This window comes from Janthinobacterium sp. J1-1 (genome assembly GCF_030944405.1).
Lineage (GTDB): Bacteria > Pseudomonadota > Gammaproteobacteria > Burkholderiales > Burkholderiaceae_D > Janthinobacterium.
The window spans coordinates 3514972-3535224 of sequence record NZ_CP132339.1 but is presented as its reverse complement, the minus strand read 5'-3'; the positions used below and the strand labels follow the sequence as shown (position 1 = coordinate 3535224).

Sequence of the window (20253 nt, the reverse complement as noted above, 5' to 3'; positions counted from 1 at the left end):
TCGATGAAAAGCACTGCCTGGCGAGTACTGTTTGCATCCCTTCCGCTGATTTTTGCGGCGGGATGTGATAACACCAAATCATTACCCGGCAACTACCAGCTGGAACGATGGGAAGATAACAAAACCTATTATCTGCACGGACCATCGCATGTGGCTGAGCAAGGTGGCGGACTGATCGAGGGCACCGTTCTTCGCCTGGCCTGGAACGACGAGATGATCGGCGTCGAGCGATACGCCACGTTTCGTGGCGACCGAGACGGATGGATGGTCATTGACATCAAATCAGGCCATATTTCCGGACCTGTCTCCGGCGCTGAATTTGAGACCATACGCAATCGATACAGGCTGCAAGTGCAGACGGCCAGCGTCGCGTGGGACAAGCTGTGAATGCCACCAGCCTGGTTCAAGACCTGAGCCGGTCATGCACTGCCCTTGCCTGCCATTGAGGCCAACAAGCCATTGTCGGCAGTCGCCATATCGATAAACGCGCGCAACTTGGGCTGGCTTTGCGTCCTGGCGGCGAAATACAGGAACATGCCCGATGACGGCGGAACAAACGCTTCGAGCACGCGTTCGAGCCGCCCGTCGGCCAGGTCCTGCGCGATCTCGATATCAGGCAGGTAGGCCAGGCCCAGCCCGGAGCGGGCAAAGTCGGCGATCAGGCCCGTGTCGTTGACCACCAGCTTGTGCCCGGTTTCCACATGGAAGGTGTCGCCATTGCGCACGAAGGCCCAGGGCGCCAGCGCTTTCGAGCGGTGGAAACGGTAGCGCACGGTGTCGTGGCGCACCAGGTCTTCCGGGATCAACGGCCTGCCGGCGCGCGCGAAGTACGCGGGCGTAGCCACCACCGACCAGGCCAGCTCGCCCGTCAGGCGCACCGCCACCATGCCTTGCGCCACCGACTGGCCCAGCCGTATGCCGGCGTCATAGCCCTGCTCCAGCAAGTCGACCTCGCCATCGTCGAGCGAAATATCGAGCGACACATCGGGATACGCGCGCTGGAAGCGTGGCGCCAGGCCCTTCAGCACCAGCGCCCCCAAGGCGCGCGGCACGGTCAGCCGCAAGGTGCCCGCCGGCCGGTCGCGAAAGCGGGTCAGCGCCGCAAACGCATCGTCGATCTGCGCGGTGGCCGCCAGCAGGCTGGCGTACAGGACGCCGCCGGCCTCGGTCAGCGCCACCCGGCGCGTATTGCGCACGAACACGATGACGCCATGCTGCGCTTCGAGCAGCTTGACCGCCTTGCTGGCCGCCGCCGGCGTCACGCCCAGGCGTATCGCCGCGGCGGTAAAACTCCTGGCCTCGGCCACGGCGAGGAAGATACGGATGGCTTCAAACGAGATGGGTTTCATGGCGTTGATTATTAACTTTGAGTTGATAGCTTACATGCCGAACCAGCGTATCGGGAATAAATCATGTTACTTATGATGAGCACTCGATCAACGCAACAGGAGAACAGCATGGCGATCAACTTGCCTGCCGTGGTGGCAGCCTACTTTCAAGCAGAAAACGCGCACGATGCGGCTGCAGTGGCGCAGTGTTTCAGTGCCGATGGCGAGGTGCGCGACGAGCACCATGTGCATCGTGGCCACGCCGCAATTACTGAATGGAAACGCGCCTCCAGCGACAAATATGCCGCGACGGTGGAGCCCCTCGCCTGCACCGTCACAGCGGAAGGTTGCGTGGCCAAGGGCGAAGTCAGCGGCAATTTTCCGGGCAGCCCGGTGCTGCTGGACTTTGCTTTCAATATCGATGCCGCAAAAATCACCGTACTGGAGATCACATCATGAACCACGCATTGAATCAACCGCAAGACTTCGCCGGCCAGCGCGTCCTCGTCACCGGCGGCACCAGGGGCATGGGCCGCGCCATCGTCGACCTGATGCAGGCGCGTGGCGCCCGGGTGATCACCACCGCCAGGGAAGCGTCCGGTGAACTGCCGCCCGGCGTGGCGTTCGTCCGCGCCGACCTCGGCACCCGGGAAGGAAGCGATGCGGTGGCCGACGCCATTTTGGTCTCGCATGGCGGCGTCGATATCCTCGTCAACAATGTCGGCGGCTCGACCGCACCCGGCGGCGGCGCGCTGGCACTGACCGATCAATTATGGGAGGAGGCGCTGCAGAGCAACCTGCTGGCGGCGGTGCGGCTGGACCGGGCCTTGCTGCCGGCCATGCTGGACCAGGGCGCCGGCGTCATCATTCATATCTCATCGATACAGCGCAGCCTGCCGCTGTTCGAGTCTACCCTGGCCTATGCCGCCGCCAAGGCGGCCCTGAGCAACTACAGCAAGGGCCTGGCCAATGAATTCGGCCCGCGCGGCATCCGCATCAACACGGTGGCGCCCGGCTTTATCGAAACCACGGCGGCCAGCGCCATGATAAGGCGCATCGCCGAGCATGGCGGCACCAGCGACATCGCTGCGCGCGAGCTATTGATGGACAGCCTGGGCGGCATTCCGATCGGCCGTCCGGGCAAACCGGACGAAGTGGCCGAACTGGTCGCCTTCCTGGCCTCGCAGCGGGCGGCCTCCATCCATGGCAGCGAATATGTGATCGATGGCGGGACGATACCCACCGTCTGAGAGCTCAATCCGGCCGTATCAATACCCAGCGCACGACGCGCGCCCCCTGCAAAAAGCCCATGCGCTGGCCCTTTTTTCGCACTTCCCTGTACTTGCCTTGCGTATCGCACAGCCAGGTGCCGCTGGCCGGCGCCGCCGCGCCGCTCCAGGCCCAGATCACGCCATCGACGGGTTCGCCGCCAGACGTTGTGGGGCGCGAACGCTCGGGTTCCAGGAACCGGTAGTGCGCCTCTTCCGCGGGCATGGTGCCGTCCGTGTAGCGGTCCTCGCGCCATAGCAGGCGCCAGGCCAGGTGCAGTTTTTCGCCCTTGTCGTCGCTGTCGCTGTTGTCTTGCAAGGTCATCGCATGCGCCTGCGCGCCGCGATCGAAATATTTCATCGGCGCCACCACCTTGAACGGCGCCTGCGGCCTCCAGGCACCGGTGAAACGGTCGATAAAGCGCGTGGCCGGCGCGGCGACCGGTTCCCAGATGCCGGCAAAAGGCACGAAGCCATTCGCGCGAACAAAGGTGTTGACGGCAGGATCGGGCACCGCTTCCATGTCATCAGGAAAGTGCATCAGCGGCAGATCGTTTCTCAGCCAGCGGTTGTAATACCACAGGCCGCCAGGAAAATAATCACGCTGATAAAGATGCATCGAGCATTCCGCCCACTCATCGTAGGCCGAGTGCATGGCGTCGCAATACGCCTGCCACAGCGGCGTATGTGGCTCGTTGACGCCGTTCTCGCCTTCATCCACCCGCCGCTGCACGCTCAGCTGAATGGTCAGGCGCTTGCGGGCGGCGATCAGTTCGAAAAAAGGCGGATCGCCGAAGTCCTTGAAGTTGTTTTTTTCCAGCTTCGCCATGGCTTTCCTGAACTCATCCAGTCCACCCTGCACAAACGCCAGCTCCGACGCCGGCAGCGAGGTCACCAGCGCCCAGCCCTGCCGTGTCGCTTCCTGCAGGCTGGCCTTGGTCACGTCGGCCCAGGCTTTATACAGGGCATAATTGCGGCGCCAGGCGGTGATCGAGCTCACTTTCTTGAGCGTGTAGAAGATCTTTTGCCGTTCAAGTTCGGACGGCAGCATCAGGTCGCCGGGCGCAACGATTTCACTCATCAAACCATCCCCGCCTGCCGCCCCAGCGCCTGCGTTACCGTCGCCGCCAGGTCGGCCAGCTGGAACGGTTTGCGCAGCACGGTATTGCTGCCGATCACCTGGTCGATCGCTTCCATGTCCGCATAGCCGGTGGCGATGATCATCGGCAATCCGGGAAACTCGCGGTTGGCGATCGCCACCAGTTCGGCGCCCGTCATGCCGGGCATCAGGTAGTCGGTGATCATCAGGCTGGGCTTGTCGCGCCGCAGTTCGTGCAGGCCGGCCTGGCCATCCTGCGCCTGGCTGACACAATAGCCGAGCGCTTCGAGCGATTCGACCATCGACAGGCGTACCGAGCTGTCGTCTTCGACCACCAGGATGCGCGCGCCGGCGCCGGGAACCGGCGGCGGCTGGGCCGGTTCCGCATCCTCGGCATCCGTGGCGTCGCCGGTCAGGCGCAGCCAGATCTCAATCGTGGTGCCGACGCCCGCCGTGCTGATCACGCGCGCGGTGCCGCCCGACTGCTGGGCCATGCCGTAGACCTGACTCAGGCCCAGCCCCGTGCCCTTGCCGATCGCCTTGGTGGTAAAAAACGGTTCGAAAACCTTGGCGGCAACCGCCGGGTCCATGCCCTGGCCGTCATCGGTGACGGCGATCAGGCAATACATGCCGCTCGCCAGCAGTCCCTCGGGCGCGGCCGCGCGGCTGGCCCGCACCACCAGTTTGCCGCCGGCCGGCATGGCGTCGCGCGCGTTGATGGCCAGGTTCAGCAGCGCCATTTCCATCTGGTTGACGTCCGCCATCACGAACCGCACCTGCTGGTCGATCTCGAACGACAGGGTGATCGCCGAGCCCAGCGAGGTGGCCATCAGTTCGCGCACGCCGTCGAACAGGGTGTGCAGTTCGGTGGCGCGCAGGTTCAGGCGCTGGTTGCGCGAAAACGCCAGCAGCTGGCTGGTCAGCTTGCCGCCGCGCTCGCAGGCGCGTCGGGCGACTTCGGCCTTGCGTTTGGCGTTCTCGTCCTTCGACAAGTACAGGATCAGGTCCATGCTGCCCTGGATCACGTTGAGCAGGTTATTGAAGTCATGCGCGATGCCGCCCGTCAAGCGCCCCACCGCCTCCATCTTTTGCAGCTGCACCATGGCCAGCTGCACCCGCTCGCGTTCGATGACTTCGTTCATCAGGCGGTCATTGGCCTGCGCCAGCGCGCGCGTGCGTTCCTCGATGCGCGATTCCAGCGTCTCGTTCAGCTGCAGCAGCTGGGCCCGGCTGTCGCGCAGGCTTTCCGCCACGCGCATGCGCTCGCCCAGGATGTTGCGCGCCTCGTACTGGCGCTGGCGTCCGCGCAGGGCCGAGGCAGCGGCGCTGCGCAGGGTCTCGGCATTGAGCGGGCGTTCCAGCAGGATGATATTGCCCAGCTGGTCAAAGGTGCTGCGCGCCGCCTGCGGCGTAAGGCCGGTGCGCCTGGAGATCAATATCACGAAGGGAAAGTCGGACCACGGCTCCTGCGTGCGCAGCCAGGCCAGCAGCTGGTTGACGCTGGAATCCTGCAGCGCTTCTTCGGCAATCACGCAGGCGCCGGCGCCGATCAGCAGTTCGGTGACCATGGCGTCGAAGCTGGCCACCGCGCCGCCGCCAAAGCCGTTGCGCGCCAGCACCTGGTGGATCACTTCGGCGTCGCGGCCATGCGGCGCCAGGATCAGGATACGCTCGTCGAGCGCGCCGTTATCGAGGCTCATCGGGCCCCGCCAGCATCATGGGGGTGGCGCCGCGGTAGGTTGGCAAGCCCGTCAATATGCCCTCGAATCCTTCCAGCGCGCCGCCGATGGCGATGCCGCCGGAACCGAGTTTCAGTTCATGGATGGTCAATGCATGGTTGCTGGTGCGGCTCTTGATCACGGTAATCGCACGGCGCAGCTTGCCGTTCGACTCGAAGAAGCGCAGCAGCACGGTAGTGTCGCTGAGGTAGCTCAGGTCGACGTCGGAACGCACTTCGCCGATCAGGCCATGCTGGCCCAGCACCAGCACGGTAGTCACGCCCTGCTGGTTCAGATAGGACAGCAGTTCGTGCATCTGCAGGGTCAAGAAATGTTCGCCCGGCATCGCCTGCAGATAGGCGTTCAGGCTGTCGATGACGATGAACTTGACATCGGACTGCTCGACCGCGTCGCGCAGCATCTGGGCAAATTCGCCGGGCGCCAGCTCGGCCGGGTCGATATGGTGGATCGCCAGCTGGCCGCGGGCGGCGTACGGCCGCAAGTCCATCTGCAGCGAGGCCGAGCGCGCAAAAAACGTCGCCAGGCCCTCGTCGAACAGATAGAACGAGGCCTTTTCACCGCGTTCCAGCGCCGACAGCAGGCAGCGCACCGACACCGTGGTCTTGCCGATGCCGGACGGGCCGACGATCAGGGTATTCGTCCCCTTGGCCAGGCCGCCGCCCAGCAGCGCATCGAAAGCGGCCGAGCCGGTCGAGCTGACCTGGGCGCTGAAATCACGGTTGTGTTCGGCCGCGATCAGGCGTGGAAAGATTTTCAGGCCGCCCGTTTCCAGGATGTAGTCATGGTAGCCGCCGCGAAACTTGGTGCCGCGCATCTTGATCACATTCACGCGGCGCCGTTCCTTGCCGAACTCCTGGGCGATCTGTTCCAGGCTGATCACGCCATGGGCAATGCTGTGCAGCTGCTGGTCGGGCGTGTTGGACTTGTCGTCGAGCAGCAGCACGGTGCAGTCGCGCAGCGAGAAGAATTGTTTCAGCGCCAGGATCTGGCGCCGGTAGCGCAGCGGGTTCTGCGCCAGCAGCCGCATCTCGGACAGGCTGTCGAACACCACGCGCAAGGGTTTCAGGGTATTGACCCGCTCCATCACGCTTTTGGTGGTTTCGCCCAGCTCCACTTCGGACGGGTGGAATACGGACTGCTGGGCGTCGGGATCGAGCGAGGTGTCATTCGCCAGCTCGAACACGGCGATGCCGTCCATGCTCCAGCCATGGCTTTCGGCCACGGCGTCGAGCTCGTCGGCCGTTTCCGACAGGGTGATATACAGGCCGGTCTCGCCCTGCGTCACGCCGTCGAGCAGGAATTGCAGGCCCAGCGTGGTCTTGCCGGTGCCGGGCGAGCCTTCCACCAGATACACGCGCTGGGCCGTCAGGCCACCGCACAGGATGTCATCGAGGCCGGCGACGCCGGTGGAAATGCGGCTGGTCGGTTTGCGCCGTTCGCGCGGCTGGGCAGTGCGGTTGTCGTTCATAGGGTGTCAACTTCATGGGAACAAGGGCGTCGAAGGAATAGTCGTCGAGTGGCACTGCATTGTCCGGGGAGTGTTCGCTGACCGCTATGTTCGGTAGTGATTTTAATTTCTGGCCGAAAACTCGTGTGTTCGCCATCGTACATAAAGCGGCAAATGGCTGGGTGAACTCATGGGCAAGGCTGCTGATTGAACTGGCTGCCCACCGTATCGAGCACTTCCTGCCCCAGCTGGCGCAGCAGCGCATTGCCGGCCCGCGTCAGGCGCGGCAGCATTTTCATGTCGACCTTGCTCACGACGATAAAAACGGCGCTGCGCGGCGCGGGCAGGATCGCCGTATAGCTCATGAAGCCGGCCCCGCTGCCCGTCTTGTGCCAGAGCGGCGAACTGGTCTGCTGGCCGTCACCCAGGCGCACCCAGCCCAGTCCCAGCGCATCGGCCGGCCCCGGGAAATCGAAACCCTTCATGACCGGCATGGCGGCGCGCGTCAGCCAGGGTTTCAGCACCATGCAGGTTGATGGCGCCGGCGGCACCACGCTGACCAGCTTGCGCAGCCAGACGCCCATGTCGAGCGGCGTGGAAAACAGGCCGCTGCTGGCGGCGGTGGCCGTGGTCGCGCCGCACGGCCCGCTGTTGTCGAGATCGGGGCCGCTCATCAGGCGCGCGCATTGCTCCGGCGTCGGCGTGGCCGTCGTGTCTTTCATCTGCAGCGGGCGCGTCACCAGCCGTGCCAGCAGCTCGGTATACGGTGCGCCGCCGGCCGACGCCATTGCGTCGCCGAGCAGGTCATAGCCGCGATTCGAGTAGACCGCTTCCGTGCGGGGCACGGCATCCGTTTTGCCGTCTTTCAGTTCGCCCCAGCGCACGGCTTCGCCTGGCCAGGCAAACGGCGCCGCATATTTCGGCGGCCCGCTTGATACGCCGCGCGGCAGGCCGCTGATATGCGTGGCCAGGTCCAGCAAGGTGATCTCGGGTACGCTGGGGGCGCGCGGCACCACGCGGCCGGCCCCTGCATGCCGCTGCAGCGTATCGTCCAGTTTCAATTTGCCGTCTTCCACCAGGCGGGCCAGCACCTCGGCCGTCAATACCTGCGAGCCCGAGCCGATGCGCACCAGCGACTGGCCATCGGGCAACTGGCCGCTGCCGGGCCGCGTCTCGCCACGACCGTACACATGGATCTGGCCGCCCTGCACCGTCACCACCACCATGCCCAAGGCGCCGCTGTCGGCAAACATGGCGGAGACCGCTTCTTCATGCGCTTCCTTGCCGGCCAGGGCGGGCAGTGACAACAGCGAACAGCACAGGACTAGGGCAAGTTTTTTCATGGCAAAGGTGTCGGATGGCGATACCGGGAGTGTAAACGAGAATGGCCCGGCAACCTTGCGGCTGCAGGGCCATTCGTGTGGCGTGCTCGGTCGTGATCAGTTACGCGATGCGTTCGCCATTGGCCGGATCGAACAGGGCCGCTTGCGACAGGTTGAACGACTGCGGTCAGGAATCGGCTGAAGAAACGCTCGCGCAGCGAGCCATACAGCATCAGGATGCGCGACGGGTGCGTCAGCTCAGCAACAGGGGCGAGCTTGTCCAGGGTTGGCAGGTCAAGCTGCTCGGGATTGATATTGGGCAGAGGGGATGATGACGATCATGACCGTTCTTCCTTCAAGCGAGGCGCACGGCAAGTGCGGCCAGCGTGATCAACAGCACCGGCAAGGTCAGGACGATGCCGACGCGGAAATAGTAGCCCCACGAAATCTGGATGCCCTTGTTTGACAGGACGTGCAGCCACAACAGCGTGGCGAGACTGCCGATCGGCGTGATCTTCGGTCCCAGATCACTGCCGATGATGTTGGCGTAAATCATCGCCTCACGCACCACGCCTTGCGAGGTGGTGGCATCGATCGACAATGCTCCGATCAATACGGTGGGCATATTGTTCATAATCGACGACAAGAGCGCGGTGATAAAACCCGTACCCAGCGCGGCGCCCCATACGCCATGGGTCGCGCAGGTATTGAGCACGCCGGTCAGGTAGTCGGTCAGGCCGGCATTGCGCAAGCCGTAGACCACCAGGTACATGCCGAGCGAGAACACCACCACCTGCCAGGGCGCGTTGCGCAGCACTTCACGGGTCGAAATGCGATGGCCGCGTGCGGCCACCGCCAGCAGCAGCGCGGCGCCCACCGCCGCGACGGCGCTGATCGGCACGCCTTGCGCCTCCAGCCAGAAAAAGCCCACCAGCAGCAAGCCCAGTACCCACCAGCCGGTGACAAACGTGGCACGGTCATGGATCGCCTCGCCAGCCGCCTTCAACTGAGCCAGGTCGTAGTTAGCCGGAATATCCTTGCGGAAGAACCACATCAGGGCCCCCAGGCTCGCGGCAACGGCCACCAGGTTCACCGGTACCATCACGGCGGAATAGCGCGCGAAGCCGATATTGAAATAATCGGCCGAGACGATATTGACCAGGTTCGACACCACCAGTGGCAGGCTGGCTGTGTCGGCGATAAAGCCGGCCGCCATCACGAACGCAAGTGTGGCCCTGGCCGAAAAGCGCAGCGCCCGCAGCATGGCGATCACGATCGGTGTCAGGATCAGCGCTGCGCCGTCATTGGCGAACAAGGCCGCCACCGCGGCGCCCAGCAGGACCAGCATCACGAACAGGCGTTTGCCGCTGCCGCGGCCCAAGCGCGCGACATGCAGCGCCGCCCATTCAAAGAAACCGGCCTTGTCCAGCAACAGGCTGATGATGATCACGGCCACGAAGGTGCCGGTGGCGTTCCAGACAATGTGCCAGACCACGGGAATATCGGCGACATGGATCACGCCGGCCAGCAACGCGACGATCGCGCCGGCGGCGGCACTCCAGCCGATACCCAGGCCGCGCGGTTGCCAGATGACGAGAATCAGGGTGGCGAGAAAAATCAGAAAGGCGATCAGCACGGCTGGTCCTTGTCGTTGTCAAAAGCGTGATGTCCGGCTCAGGCCAGGATGGTACCTATTTTGTCGAGTTCGGCTTTCAATCCGGGCCTGTCGTTGACCAGCTCGGCCAGCGGCAAGGCCAGGAAGGCGTCAATGCGCCCGCGGATGATGCGGTAGGTCTGTTCGAACGCGGCAAGGATCTCCTCCTCGCTGCCCACCACATGACCGGGATCGTCGACGCCCCAGTGCGTGCGCAACACCGGGCCCAGGTAAGCCGGGCAAGCTTCGCCGGCGGCGCTGGCGCAGACGGTGACGACAATGTCCGGCGTCACCGGCAGATCGTCCCACGACTTGCTGTAGTAGCCCTCGGTGGCAATCCCCTTGCTCTGCAGCAGCGCGACGGCACGTGGATGCAGTTGGCCGGCCGGCTGGCTGCCGGCGCTGATCGCTTTGAAGCCGACCGGCGCCAGATGGTTGAAGGTGGCTTCGGAGAGGATGGAGCGGCACGAATTGCCGGTGCAGAGGAACAGCACGTTACAGACTTTGTCTTGCATGGGAGTTCTCCGGTTCAGGCAGGCGATTGCTGGGTGTCGCAGCTGCCTGCGCCGCAAGGAACACCACCGCAACAGTTTTCGGTCAGATAGCCGATCACGCCGTTCATGACCGCGATATCGGCCGAATAGATGACGAAACGGCCTTCGCTGCGCGAGGTGATCAGCTTGGCGTGCGTCAGTTCCTTCAAGTGAAACGACAGCGATGATGGTGCGATATCGAGCTGCTCGGCGATCTTGGTGGCGGCCATTCCATCGGGCACGACCTGTACCAACAGCCGAAAAATGCCCAGCCGGCTTTCCTGCGCAATGGCCGAGAGCGCGGCTAAAACCTCTTTGCTATCCATGGGAACTCTTTCATAATTCAAAAAATATTGAATTATCATAGCGCGAAAAATTCAATACTTCAAATATTATCGAATTATTTTACGGCTTGCGCAGTGTGAGGGAGGTGAAAACAGGCTTCCATGCAACGGAACTCAATGATTCAACTCGACCATTCTTGAGGCTGGCACACGCGGTGCTACAAAGTACGCCGCCTGATGCGCCAGACAGCCCGGACGCCGGTCTGGAAGCGCAAGGATCAGGCAGACCTTCACGATTGCCATTCCGGTAACAGCACGGCGGCGCCGTCCAGGCCACCGCCGCGTAACATCGCCAGGGCCCGGTTTGCCTCCCGCAGGGGAAATGTGCTTACCGTGGTCTGCAGCGGCAAGCTGGCGGCCAGCGCAAGGAAAGCCTCTCCATCGGCACGGCAGAGGTTTGCCACCGAGCGCAGACAGCGCTCTTGCCATAACAGCGCATAGGGAAACGAGGGAATGGCCGACATGTGGATACCGGCACAGACGACCGTACCGCCTTTGACGCACGCAGCGAGCGCGGTTGGCACCAGCGTACCGAGCGGCGCAAAAATGATGGCGGCATCGAGCGGCACAGGTGCGGCGGCGTCACTGTCACCGGCCCAAGTGACGCCCAGCGATTGTGCGAAACGCTGCGTGCGCGAGTCGCCAGGCCGTGTAAAGGCATAGACCTCGCGTCCCTGCGCCAGCGCCACCTGCGCCAGCAAATGGGCTGCGGCACCGAAACCATACAAGCCGAGCCGCCTGCCATCACCGGCCATCAGGTAGGCGCGATAGCCAATCAGGCCGGCGCACAGCAGTGGCGCCGCATGCGCATCGTCATACCGCGGCGGGATCGCGAAACAGTAGCGCGCATCGGCAAGCGCATACTGCGCGTAGCCGCCATCGCGGTCGTAGCCAGTAAAGAAAGGCCGGTCACACAGATTCTCGCGCGAAGCGCGGCAATAACGGCAACGCCCGCATGTGCCCCCCAACCATGGCACGCCCAGTCGCTCGCCTACCTTGAAGCGGTTCACATGGCTGCCGGCATGCACCAGTTCTCCGACGATTTCATGCCCCGGTATCAGCGGCACGCGGTGCGGCGCCAACTCCGCATCGACGATATGCAGATCCGTGCGGCATATGCCGCAAGCCAGCACCCGCAGCAGGACCTCATGCGCGCCACAGGCGGGAATCGGAAGGCTTACCGCCTGCAGGTCCCGCCCCGCCCCCGGCCATTGCATCGCCAGCATGCTGCCCGTCAACGTCATCGGCATCACCTCAGCGAGGTTGATTCAGTGTCAGATACCACCTGGTGACGCTACTGAATTTGCAGGGTCCTGCCACCGCCGCCAGGTTTTTTTGGTAACGTCAATTCCAGGATGCCGTCATGGCATTTGGCCTCGGCCTTGCTCTCGTCCACCTCTTGCGGCAGGCTGAAGCTGCGATACTGCTGACCATAATAGCGTTCACTGCGGACCATATTGCCGTTCTCGTGCTGCTCTTCCTTCTTCACCTCGGCGGTGATGGATACCTGATTACCGTCGATCGCGACCTTGATATCCTCCTTCTGGACTCCGGGCAGCTCGGCCCGGAGCATATACGCCTGCTCGTTTTCCGACATGTCCACGCGGATGCGTTGCGCGGCGTCACCCATGCGCAAACGCGGGAATGCCGCATAATCTTGAAAAAAATCATCCATTTCCCGGAATGGATCAAAACGCGCAATATCACGCAACGAACTAAAAGGCATCAAACTGTTGACCATGGCAATTCTCCTTGAGTGGAACGCGCCTGCCGGATGCCCTCGATAAGCTTGCCAGATCAGGACCATCTCCAACAGACAGCCCATCCAGCTTATAAGGCGCCGCCCAACGACATCTGACGCACATCAAATTGGCTGCCCTGCGACGCTCAAAAACTGCCGGACAAGTCACCTTCCAGCTGCGCCCGGTGATGCCGCCTCACCCACTAGCCGTACCTGGCATGATCTCGATCAAGATGTCCAACTGCATGACTGCAACAGCCAAGGCAAGCCAGCGGACAGGTGCATGAGTGGCGACCCGGCTCGCGCCGCTGGCGCGGACATGCGGGCGCGCTAATCGACCGGTGGCAGGCCGTCATCCGAACCCATCACGCCATGTTCGTCGCGCACTGGCGCGGCGTTCCTGCGCAAGGTGCGACGCAAGCGACACGCCAACCCGGCCACCGCTACGCTGCCAAATCCGGCATCATTGAGAACGACGACAGCATTGCCCAGTTCCTCAGCCAGCAACCCCTGCGGCCCGAAGCGCGCCATCTGGCCGGCCAGCACTGCATGGTCCGCGTCGGAGGGATCGTGGCCGGACGCCGCGCGCTCGGCCAGGCGCGATTGCAGCAAGGCAAGTGGCGCACTGACATGCAGCAGCAGGAACGCGACGTGGCAGCGTTGCGCGAGACGGCAAAATACCAGGCGTTTATCGCGCTCCAGAAAGGCCGCATCGACCAAAACCGTAAAACCCGCCAGCAAGGCGGTGCGCGCCAGCCGTGCCAGCCGGCGATACGTGGCGGCGTTGCGGATGCTGTCATACCATCCTGTTGCCGGCATGACCGCCCCGGCATACAACCGTTTGCGCTCGACATCGGAACGCAAACGCACCGCCTCGAGCGGCTCGACCAGCGCATCGCACAACCAGGACTTGCCGCTGCCGGACAGGCCGTGCGCAATGATCAGCGATGCCGCGCCAGGCACGGTGTGGGCATGCGCGAATGCCAGATAACGTGCCGCCTGCTTCAGGGCCGCAATGCGCCCTGGCGTACCGGGCAGGGTACGCTGCAGGGCCACCTTGCAGCGTACCAGCGCCCGTTGCACCCGGTAGTAAGGCAGCACCGCCAGGCTGCCGTAGTCGCCGCTGCGTTCCAGGTAATCATTGAGCAAGCGCGCAGCCAACCGAGGCTGCCCGTGACATTGCAAATCCATCCAGATAAAAGCCAGATCCTGGGCCACGTCAATCCAGCGCAGGCCCGGACTGAATTCGATGCCGTCGAACACACGCACCAGGCCATCGAGTGTCAGGATATTTGCGAGATGCAAATCTCCGTGGCACTCACGCACCCAGCCGTCCTCCTTGCGCCGCGCAAAAATCCGCTTCAAGCCATGGTGTTGGGCGCCGATCCAGCTTGCGATGTCAGCGAGCATGCCCTGCTGGCGCGAACTGCTTGCCAAGGCAACAATCCCATCAAGGTCCTGCATCGTGCGGGCTCGAATCAGCCTGCCGCTACCCCAAGGCAGCGCACGCGTGGCACGCGGCGCGCGGACGTGAAAATCCGCCAGCAGCGCCGCGAGTTCCTTGACCTCCAACGTGCCAAGTTGTCCGGCATCAAGCCGTGCCTGCCATAACGCGGACTGCGGAAAGCGGCGCATGCGAACGGCCACGTCAAGCGCCGGGCCGACCCCATCCATGGAGGGACAGGCCTGGCTGCCGGTGGCGGTAGACAAGCCCAGATACAGTTCCGGCGCGAGACGACGGTTAAGGCGCAACTCCTCTTCACAGGCAAAGCGTCTCGCCGCCAGGCTGCCGTAGTCCAGCACATCGCGGCGAATTGCTTTTTTGAATTTATAGGCCAAGCCGCCAGCCAACAATACCCAGGAAATATCGGTCTCGATCAGCTGTGTGCGCGCATCGGCCGTATCCAGGCAGCGTGCGAGGCGACGCACAAGCCGCGCCTGTGGCACAGCGTCGCAGTCCTGCTGTCCGGCCGACGTCACAGAGCACCTGAAGCGATGAGTTCCGCGCGACCCGTCTTGCAGAAGCTGCCCATCGCCCCCTCCTTCGATGCCGCCGCGATGAACGGCACACGCTGGCGGCCGGACGCGTCGACATGCAGGCGACATGCCAATGCAGCCATCATCGCTTGCCCGGACGGTACCAGGGTCAGCATGCGCTGCTCCTCAGGCAATCTGTCCACTATCCACCTTTCAGGAAGGCAGGAAATAGGCGTCAACGATAGACCAGCACGGGTAACTTACTGTGCGTCAACACCTTCTGCGTCTCGCTGCCGATGAGCAATGCCCGCATGCCGCGGCGCCCGTGTGATGCCATGGCGATCAGATCGCAATGGTGGCTACGCGCGGCATCAATGATCGCTTCATGAGGCGCCTCGTGTTCCACAATCAAGGTTTCATAGACGACGCCCTGCTCGCGCGCCGACTCGGCCACCTGCTCCAGGCAAGCCCTGGCATGCGCCTGGCTATGTGCGGCGTAAGTCTCGGGCGTATCACGCAGCATGGCCGCGTTGGTGGTGAGCACGTGGAAAGGCGGCACCACATGCAATCCGGTCAAGCGCGCACCGCACGCTTTGGCAAATGCCACGCACTGCGCCAGGGCCGCGCGGGACGGCGCTTCTCCATCGGTGGGAAATAAAATATGTCGAAACATGACACCCTCCCTTCAAGGCAAGATGAGGCGGAAGCACGACACCATGCGGTTCAAGGCCGACCAGGCGGACCCTGCCTGGTGACAGTGGACACATCGCCCAGTGCCTGCTGCAAAGACTCGGCCTGTGGATTGTTGACCGTCCCGTCGGCGATGTCCTGGGGCCACAAAGCATCGGAATGGGCGATGGCGCCACCGGCGAACGCGCTGATCAACCCGGCAAAAAGCCAGGCCTTGATGCCGTGCCGGATATGCAGACATCCTCCTGTGCTTGCGGTCTGTCGTGATGCCGTAATGATGCTCCACGCAGAAGAACATACTACGACGGCAGCCCCCATCTGCCTTGATGTGCGACAAATCCCGGAAAAATGAAAGTCGGCCGGGACGCCGATTCAGGCCACGCCGAAAGTGCGGCATGAAAGCGTCACTGCGGCGCGAACTCTTTCGCCTGTCGGAAGGTCGAACTGCCATCCGGATCAATTCCTTGACCTGAAATATGGCGGGTTCCGAAACCGCCACTCATGTCCGAACCTATCTGCAGGAGTCCGCCATGCCTACCGAGAGCACCTTGCTGACCACCGATCCGCTGCTGCACAATTTGCCACTCGATGGCGGCCAAGCCGCCTTGACTCCTCTGAGCCGCTCCTTGCTTCAGGTACTCGAACAGCGGCGCAGCGAGCGCCAGTTTTCGGCGCGCAGCGTGCCGTTGCCGGTGCTGGCGCAACTGCTGTGGGCGGCATGCGGCGTGAACCGTCCGGCCACCGGACAGCGTACCGCGCCCTCGGCGAAGAACTGGCAGGAGATCGATATTTATGTGGCCCAGCAAGACGGTCTGTTCCTGTTCGAGGCCGCCGCCGGCGCGCTGCGCCAGCTGGACCAGCGCGATGTGCGCGCGGCGACCGGCTGGCAGGATTTCGTCGCCGGTGTCCCGGTCAACCTGGTGTATGTCGCCGACCTGGCCAAAATGGATCACGCACCGCGCTGGGAGCAGAAGCTGTATGCGGCGCTCGATACCGGCTATATCAGCCAGAATGTGTACCTGTTCTGCGCCGCCCAGGGCCTCGCCACTGTCGCGCGCGCCTGGGTGGACCGCCCCGTGCTGGCGCACGTGCTCGGCCTGCGGGCAAACCAGCGCGTGATGCTGGCACAATCGGTGGGTTTCCCCGGCCATGCGGCCCCGATCGCGCCGGGCGCCGACGGGCGCACGAACGACGCGGCATGCCGATGAAGCGGGCCATGCCGGCGTCCCGCATGTGCCCCGGCGCCGGGGGCAAAGGAGAATGAAATGAAGAGCTGCCTGATCGTCTACTACTCGCGCACCGGCGTGACCGAAGCAGCCGCCCTTGCCCTGGCCAGGGCAAGCGGTGCGGATGTCGAAGCGTTGCGGCCGCAGCACACCTATCGCAATGCCTTCGGTTTCCTGCGCGCCCTGTGGGATGCGGTCCATGACGTTGCGGCGCCCATCGCGCCAGTCCGGCACAATCCGGCCGATTATCCGTTCATCGTGCTGGGAACGCCGGTCTGGGCAGGCCGTGCAAGCGCGCCGATGCGCAGCTATATCCTGCAGCAACAGCACCATTTTCATCGCGTCGCGGTATTTTGCACCATGGGCGGCAGGAGCGGCGACAAGGCCATGCATGACATGGCGATCCTGTGCCATCGTGAACCGTTCGCCAGGCTGTGCTTGCGAGAACGGGAAATCCGCACCGGATGCTACCTGGAGCGCATCACGCGCTTCAGTGCGGAACTGGGCCGGCTCGACGAGGCGACGCCATCATCGCCGATCTCGCCACGCAACGCGCCTCGCAACACATCACCAGCCGCCAGCGGCGGGTTTTGATGCCCATCCAGTGCAGCACGAAGGCCCATGCCGGCAAACAGTATCCCGACTCGCTCTTGCCGGCCCGGCGCCTCGCGCAACAGGTCCAGGACTTGCCGGGCAGGCAGCCGCACCGCTTCTTTTTACCTGACTGTCAGGTGACGCGTCGGACCGCGAGCCCTTGCCATGGGTATAAAAAGTGACCCGGATGCGGCGTTTTCTTGCGGACAACGCAGATTGAGTGATGCGCATCAACCGCCCGCCGCCCGCCGCGTGCCTGAATACCGGCATGAGGACAGGCGCACCGCAGCTGAGCGCTTCATCGAGTCTCAACGCGTACAGCAGCGAGCCGCCCACGCAGCACGAACGCCATGCACGAACCGCACACCATTCGCCATCTCGCGCTGCTCATCGCCGCCGCGCTGATCTTGACGCTGCCGGCCGCGCACATCCCGCCTGCGCCGCGGCAAGCGCGCGCGCCCTGCGTCGCCCATGGCGCGCCACTCTCCGAATATGGCGGTCAGCCTTCGTCGCGGCGTGTTCCCGCCTTGTGGCACACGCCGCGAGCCCGGATTGACGCCGGGACCGTCGGCGGCGGCATCGCGGCGCGCCGCCGCCTGCCACACTGCCACATCGCTGCCCAGGCTGCGCTCGAATGGCGGCGGCGCAGCTGGTACGCGCGGCAAGGCCTGCCCGACCTGAGTACGATGCCACGGCCGCCGGATCGCCGGCAGACGGCTGCCAACCGGGCACCGGACAGCAGTGGTGACGGCGCGCTGTGGCGCTGGCTGGCTTGCGGTATCGGATTGGGCGCCATCATGCTGGCGACTGGTTTGCTGCTGGCAAGGCGATCCAGCCGGCTGATCAGGCGAGACATGGAACAACTCCTGACGCTCGCGAGCGCGCTCGGCACAGACGGCAAGCTACCCGCACGGCGTATGCGACTGCCTGCAACGCAACAGGTCGCCGATGCCTTGATCGACGCGGCGGCACGCCTGCGGCGAGACGACGCGGTGCGGCTCGACGCCGAAGCCGCGATCCGGCGCAGCAACATCGAACTGGAGCACGAGGTACATGAGCGCACCCAAGACCTGCGGCAATCACGCCATCTGGTCTCGCTGATCATGGAGCAGATGCCGGCAATTATCGTCGTCAAGCGTGCCGACAACCTGCGCTACGAATTCTTCAACCAGGCCGCGGAGGTGCTGTTTGGGAAATCGTCGGCGGACATCATCCACCGTACCGACCAGGACCTGTACCCGGGCGCGGAGGCCCAGGCGCGCATGGCCGCCGACCGCAAGGTCATTGATTCACGCGAGATCGTGGATATCGCGCAAGAAACATTTTGCGCCCCCCAAGGAACGACACGCTTCCTGCATACCAGAAAAATGGTTCTGCTTGACCATACAGGCAAGCCAACGCATCTGTTGGCCATCTCGCTCGACATCACGGAAACACTCCGGGCCGCCGAGCAACTGCGCATTGCCGCGGTCGCGTTCGAGTCACACGAACCGATGATGATCACGGATGCCAGGCAGACCGTGCTGCGCATCAATTCCGCTTTCACGGCCAGCACCGGCTATACCGAGCAGGACATCCTCGGGCACACGCCGCACATGCTGAGATCAGGCCGCCACGACGACGCTTTCTATGCCGCCATGTGGGACAGCATCACGCGGCAAGGCACCTGGCAGGGCGAGTGCTGGGACCGCCGCAAGAATGGCGAAGTCTATCCTACCTGGACCATCATCAGCGCCATCCGCGATCAGCAAGGCATCATTCGCCACTATGTCTGCACGCAAAGCGACATCAGCAGCCGCAAGCAGGCCGAAGAGGAAATTCGCCAACTCGCTTTTTACGACCCGCTGACCAGACTGCCGAACCGGCGGCTGCTGGTCGACCGTTTGCGCCACGCCATCGACAAGTCAGGCCGCAGCAATCTGATTGGCGCCCTCATGTTCATTGACCTCGACAACTTCAAAATGCTCAATGACACGCTGGGCCACGACCAGGGCGACGTGCTGCTGCGCGAAGTGGCGCGACGCCTGCCAGCCTGCCTGCGCAGCGTCGACACGGTCGCCCGTCTGGGCGGAGACGAATTTGTCATCATGCTCGAAGGCTTGAGCCACCAGGAGGCCGAAGCAAGCCACAAGGCACAGGATATCGCCGAACATATTCTGGCGGAACTGAATCGTCCCTACACGCTCGCCGATCGCCAGTACCTGTGCACGTCGAGCGTCGGCGTGACACTGATCTCCGACCACCGCCTGACAACCGACGAGGTATTGCGGCATGCCGATCTGGCCATGTATCAGGCCAAGGCCGCGGGGCGCAACACCTTCCGCTTCTTCGAACCGCGGATGCAGCAAGCGGCCAACGCACGAGCCGAAATGGAGCACGACCTGCAACAGGCGTTAGAGCAGGAACAGTTCGAACTCTACTACCAGGCCCAGGTCAATGCGACTGGCCAGCTGATTGGCGCCGAAGCCCTGCTGCGCTGGCACCATCCGCGCAAAGGCCTGGTGCTGCCCGACCAGTTCATCGAACTGGCGGAGAGCAGCGACCTGATCCTGCGCTTGGGGCAGTGGGTGCTCAAGAGCGCCTGCGCGCAGCTGGCGACCTGGGCGAGCGAGCCAGTCATGCGGCATCTGACGCTGGCAATCAACGTCAGTCCGCAACAGTTCAAGCAAGCCGGCTTCGTGTCCCAGGTCAACGATGCCGTGCGCGCCGCGGGCGCCGAACCACAGCGGCTGAAACTGGAACTGACAGAAAGCTTGATGCTTGACGACTTCACCAGCATCGCCGAAAAAATGAGCACGCTCAAACGCGCCGGGGTTGGCCTGGCACTGGATGACTTCGGCACAGGGTATTCTTCGCTTGCCTCTCTCAAGCGGCTGCCGCTGGATCAGCTGAAAATCGACCGCAGCTTCTGCCATGATCTGCTGACCGATCCCAATGATGCCGCCATCGCACGCGTGATGATCGTGCTGGGACACACGCTTGGCCTGACGGTCATCGCCGAAGGCGTGGAAACGGCCGAGCAACAGGCTTTCCTGGTGGCGAATCAATGCAATGCTTTCCAGGGCTTCCTGTTCAGCCAGCCACTGTGCGCGCGGGAATTCCGTGCGCTGGCCGGCCGTCAATCGCATGCCTGATCCGGATCAATCTGAAAGACGGAAGGAATTCGGATTTCACGCTGTCAAATGAATATGGCGGGTGTCGATCGGGCGGACCTTCAGTGCAGAAAGAAGCCGTAGCCCGCGCCCGCCATCCTGGCGGCCCCCGTCAGCCCGAGCACGATCTGTGGGGTTC

Annotated in this window: 19 protein-coding genes; 6 read left to right on the top strand and 13 right to left on the bottom strand. The window is 63.5% G+C overall.

The genetic code is table 11. The features are described from left to right. The first annotated feature begins 3 nt into the window (after nucleotides 1-3). Nucleotides 4-387, top strand: coding sequence for a hypothetical protein (locus Q8L25_RS16060; RefSeq protein ID WP_308920308.1), 384 nt, complete (start codon nucleotides 4-6; stop codon nucleotides 385-387). A 32-nt stretch (nucleotides 388-419) separates the two neighbouring features. Here the strand turns inward: Q8L25_RS16060 and Q8L25_RS16055 are convergent, their stop codons facing one another. Then, entirely contained in the window at nucleotides 420-1349 is a 930-nt protein-coding gene (locus Q8L25_RS16055) for a LysR family transcriptional regulator (protein ID WP_308920307.1), read from the bottom strand. Between the two features lie 108 nt (nucleotides 1350-1457). Between Q8L25_RS16055 and Q8L25_RS16050 the strand changes: the two genes are divergently transcribed. Continuing rightward, a complete protein-coding gene (locus tag Q8L25_RS16050) occupies nucleotides 1458-1787 on the top strand; it encodes a nuclear transport factor 2 family protein (protein WP_308920306.1) in 330 nt (109 codons plus the stop codon). Further along, a complete protein-coding gene (locus Q8L25_RS16045) occupies nucleotides 1784-2578 on the top strand; it encodes an SDR family oxidoreductase (RefSeq protein ID WP_308920305.1) in 795 nt (264 codons plus the stop codon). The genes Q8L25_RS16050 and Q8L25_RS16045 overlap by 4 nt, the downstream gene beginning before the upstream one ends. A gap of 4 nt (nucleotides 2579-2582) precedes the next feature. Here Q8L25_RS16045 and Q8L25_RS16040 read toward each other — a convergent pair whose 3' ends face one another. The 12 genes from Q8L25_RS16040 to Q8L25_RS15980 form a co-directional block, all read right to left on the bottom strand. Next, complete coding sequence (locus Q8L25_RS16040) at nucleotides 2583-3677, bottom strand: Imm71 family immunity protein (RefSeq protein WP_308920304.1); 1095 nt, start codon at nucleotides 3675-3677, stop codon at nucleotides 2583-2585. Continuing rightward, complete coding sequence (locus Q8L25_RS16035) at nucleotides 3677-5395, bottom strand: response regulator (RefSeq protein ID WP_308920303.1); 1719 nt, start codon at nucleotides 5393-5395, stop codon at nucleotides 3677-3679. The genes Q8L25_RS16040 and Q8L25_RS16035 overlap by 1 nt, the downstream gene beginning before the upstream one ends. Next, nucleotides 5382-6902: an ATPase domain-containing protein gene (locus Q8L25_RS16030; protein ID WP_308920302.1), complete on the bottom strand. Its 1521-nt coding sequence runs from the start codon at nucleotides 6900-6902 to the stop codon at nucleotides 5382-5384. Before Q8L25_RS16030 ends, Q8L25_RS16035 begins: the two co-directional genes overlap by 14 nt. A gap of 167 nt (nucleotides 6903-7069) precedes the next feature. Next, the gene (gene ampH, locus Q8L25_RS16025; RefSeq protein ID WP_308920301.1) at nucleotides 7070-8224 is read right to left on the bottom strand and encodes a D-alanyl-D-alanine-carboxypeptidase/endopeptidase AmpH; all 1155 of its coding nucleotides are present in this window, start codon (nucleotides 8222-8224) and stop codon (nucleotides 7070-7072) included. 334 nt (nucleotides 8225-8558) lie between these two features. Continuing rightward, entirely contained in the window at nucleotides 8559-9839 is a 1281-nt protein-coding gene (locus Q8L25_RS16015; RefSeq protein WP_308920300.1) for an arsenic transporter, read from the bottom strand. A gap of 38 nt (nucleotides 9840-9877) precedes the next feature. Further along, nucleotides 9878-10372: an arsenate reductase ArsC gene (locus Q8L25_RS16010; protein ID WP_308920299.1), complete on the bottom strand. Its 495-nt coding sequence runs from the start codon at nucleotides 10370-10372 to the stop codon at nucleotides 9878-9880. A gap of 14 nt (nucleotides 10373-10386) precedes the next feature. Continuing rightward, nucleotides 10387-10716: a metalloregulator ArsR/SmtB family transcription factor gene (locus tag Q8L25_RS16005; protein WP_308920298.1), complete on the bottom strand. Its 330-nt coding sequence runs from the start codon at nucleotides 10714-10716 to the stop codon at nucleotides 10387-10389. 248 nt (nucleotides 10717-10964) lie between these two features. Beyond that, nucleotides 10965-11972, bottom strand: a complete 1008-nt coding sequence (locus tag Q8L25_RS16000) for a zinc-dependent alcohol dehydrogenase family protein (RefSeq protein ID WP_374694309.1) — start codon at nucleotides 11970-11972, stop codon at nucleotides 10965-10967. 56 nt (nucleotides 11973-12028) lie between these two features. After that, a complete protein-coding gene (locus Q8L25_RS15995) occupies nucleotides 12029-12475 on the bottom strand; it encodes an Hsp20/alpha crystallin family protein (protein ID WP_308920296.1) in 447 nt (148 codons plus the stop codon). Nucleotides 12476-12805: 330 nt separating this feature from the next. After that, nucleotides 12806-14404: an AAA family ATPase gene (locus Q8L25_RS15990; RefSeq protein ID WP_308920295.1), complete on the bottom strand. Its 1599-nt coding sequence runs from the start codon at nucleotides 14402-14404 to the stop codon at nucleotides 12806-12808. A 47-nt stretch (nucleotides 14405-14451) separates the two neighbouring features. After that, complete coding sequence (locus Q8L25_RS15985) at nucleotides 14452-14628, bottom strand: hypothetical protein (RefSeq protein ID WP_308920294.1); 177 nt, start codon at nucleotides 14626-14628, stop codon at nucleotides 14452-14454. A gap of 59 nt (nucleotides 14629-14687) precedes the next feature. Next, nucleotides 14688-15125, bottom strand: a complete 438-nt coding sequence (locus Q8L25_RS15980) for a universal stress protein (RefSeq protein WP_308920293.1) — start codon at nucleotides 15123-15125, stop codon at nucleotides 14688-14690. 547 nt (nucleotides 15126-15672) lie between these two features. On the opposite strand from Q8L25_RS15980, the gene Q8L25_RS15975 reads away from it, so the two are divergent. The 3 genes from Q8L25_RS15975 to Q8L25_RS15965 all read left to right on the top strand — a co-directional run bounded on the left by Q8L25_RS15975 (nucleotide 15673) and on the right by Q8L25_RS15965 (nucleotide 20096). Continuing rightward, nucleotides 15673-16350, top strand: a complete 678-nt coding sequence (locus Q8L25_RS15975) for a nitroreductase family protein (protein WP_308920292.1) — start codon at nucleotides 15673-15675, stop codon at nucleotides 16348-16350. A gap of 57 nt (nucleotides 16351-16407) precedes the next feature. Further along, nucleotides 16408-16962 (top strand): flavodoxin, encoded by a 555-nt coding sequence (locus Q8L25_RS15970; RefSeq protein ID WP_308920291.1) that lies wholly within the window; start codon nucleotides 16408-16410, stop codon nucleotides 16960-16962. A 350-nt stretch (nucleotides 16963-17312) separates the two neighbouring features. Continuing rightward, nucleotides 17313-20096: an EAL domain-containing protein gene (locus Q8L25_RS15965; protein WP_308920290.1), complete on the top strand. Its 2784-nt coding sequence runs from the start codon at nucleotides 17313-17315 to the stop codon at nucleotides 20094-20096. The last annotated feature ends 157 nt before the right edge of the window (nucleotides 20097-20253 follow it).

What these genes read in the sequence shown, in the direction of transcription:
- Q8L25_RS16055 (WP_308920307.1), bottom strand. Translation starts at nt 1,349, where the DNA reads ATGAAACCCATCTCGTTTGAAGCCATCCGTATCTTCCTCGCCGTGGCC.
- Q8L25_RS15970 (WP_308920291.1), top strand. Translation starts at nt 16,408, where the DNA reads ATGAAGAGCTGCCTGATCGTCTACTACTCGCGCACCGGCGTGACCGAA.
- Q8L25_RS16010 (WP_308920299.1), bottom strand. Translation starts at nt 10,372, where the DNA reads ATGCAAGACAAAGTCTGTAACGTGCTGTTCCTCTGCACCGGCAATTCG.
- Q8L25_RS15965 (WP_308920290.1), top strand. Translation starts at nt 17,313, where the DNA reads ATGCACGAACCGCACACCATTCGCCATCTCGCGCTGCTCATCGCCGCC.
- Q8L25_RS15980 (WP_308920293.1), bottom strand. Translation starts at nt 15,125, where the DNA reads ATGTTTCGACATATTTTATTTCCCACCGATGGAGAAGCGCCGTCCCGC.
- Q8L25_RS15975 (WP_308920292.1), top strand. Translation starts at nt 15,673, where the DNA reads ATGCCTACCGAGAGCACCTTGCTGACCACCGATCCGCTGCTGCACAAT.
- ampH (WP_308920301.1), bottom strand. Translation starts at nt 8,224, where the DNA reads ATGAAAAAACTTGCCCTAGTCCTGTGCTGTTCGCTGTTGTCACTGCCC.
- Q8L25_RS15995 (WP_308920296.1), bottom strand. Translation starts at nt 12,475, where the DNA reads ATGGTCAACAGTTTGATGCCTTTTAGTTCGTTGCGTGATATTGCGCGT.
- Q8L25_RS16060 (WP_308920308.1), top strand. Translation starts at nt 4, where the DNA reads ATGAAAAGCACTGCCTGGCGAGTACTGTTTGCATCCCTTCCGCTGATT.
- Q8L25_RS16040 (WP_308920304.1), bottom strand. Translation starts at nt 3,677, where the DNA reads ATGAGTGAAATCGTTGCGCCCGGCGACCTGATGCTGCCGTCCGAACTT.
- Q8L25_RS16045 (WP_308920305.1), top strand. Translation starts at nt 1,784, where the DNA reads ATGAACCACGCATTGAATCAACCGCAAGACTTCGCCGGCCAGCGCGTC.
- Q8L25_RS16035 (WP_308920303.1), bottom strand. Translation starts at nt 5,395, where the DNA reads ATGAGCCTCGATAACGGCGCGCTCGACGAGCGTATCCTGATCCTGGCG.
- Q8L25_RS16005 (WP_308920298.1), bottom strand. Translation starts at nt 10,716, where the DNA reads ATGGATAGCAAAGAGGTTTTAGCCGCGCTCTCGGCCATTGCGCAGGAA.
- Q8L25_RS15985 (WP_308920294.1), bottom strand. Translation starts at nt 14,628, where the DNA reads ATGCTGACCCTGGTACCGTCCGGGCAAGCGATGATGGCTGCATTGGCA.
- Q8L25_RS16050 (WP_308920306.1), top strand. Translation starts at nt 1,458, where the DNA reads ATGGCGATCAACTTGCCTGCCGTGGTGGCAGCCTACTTTCAAGCAGAA.
- Q8L25_RS16030 (WP_308920302.1), bottom strand. Translation starts at nt 6,902, where the DNA reads ATGAACGACAACCGCACTGCCCAGCCGCGCGAACGGCGCAAACCGACC.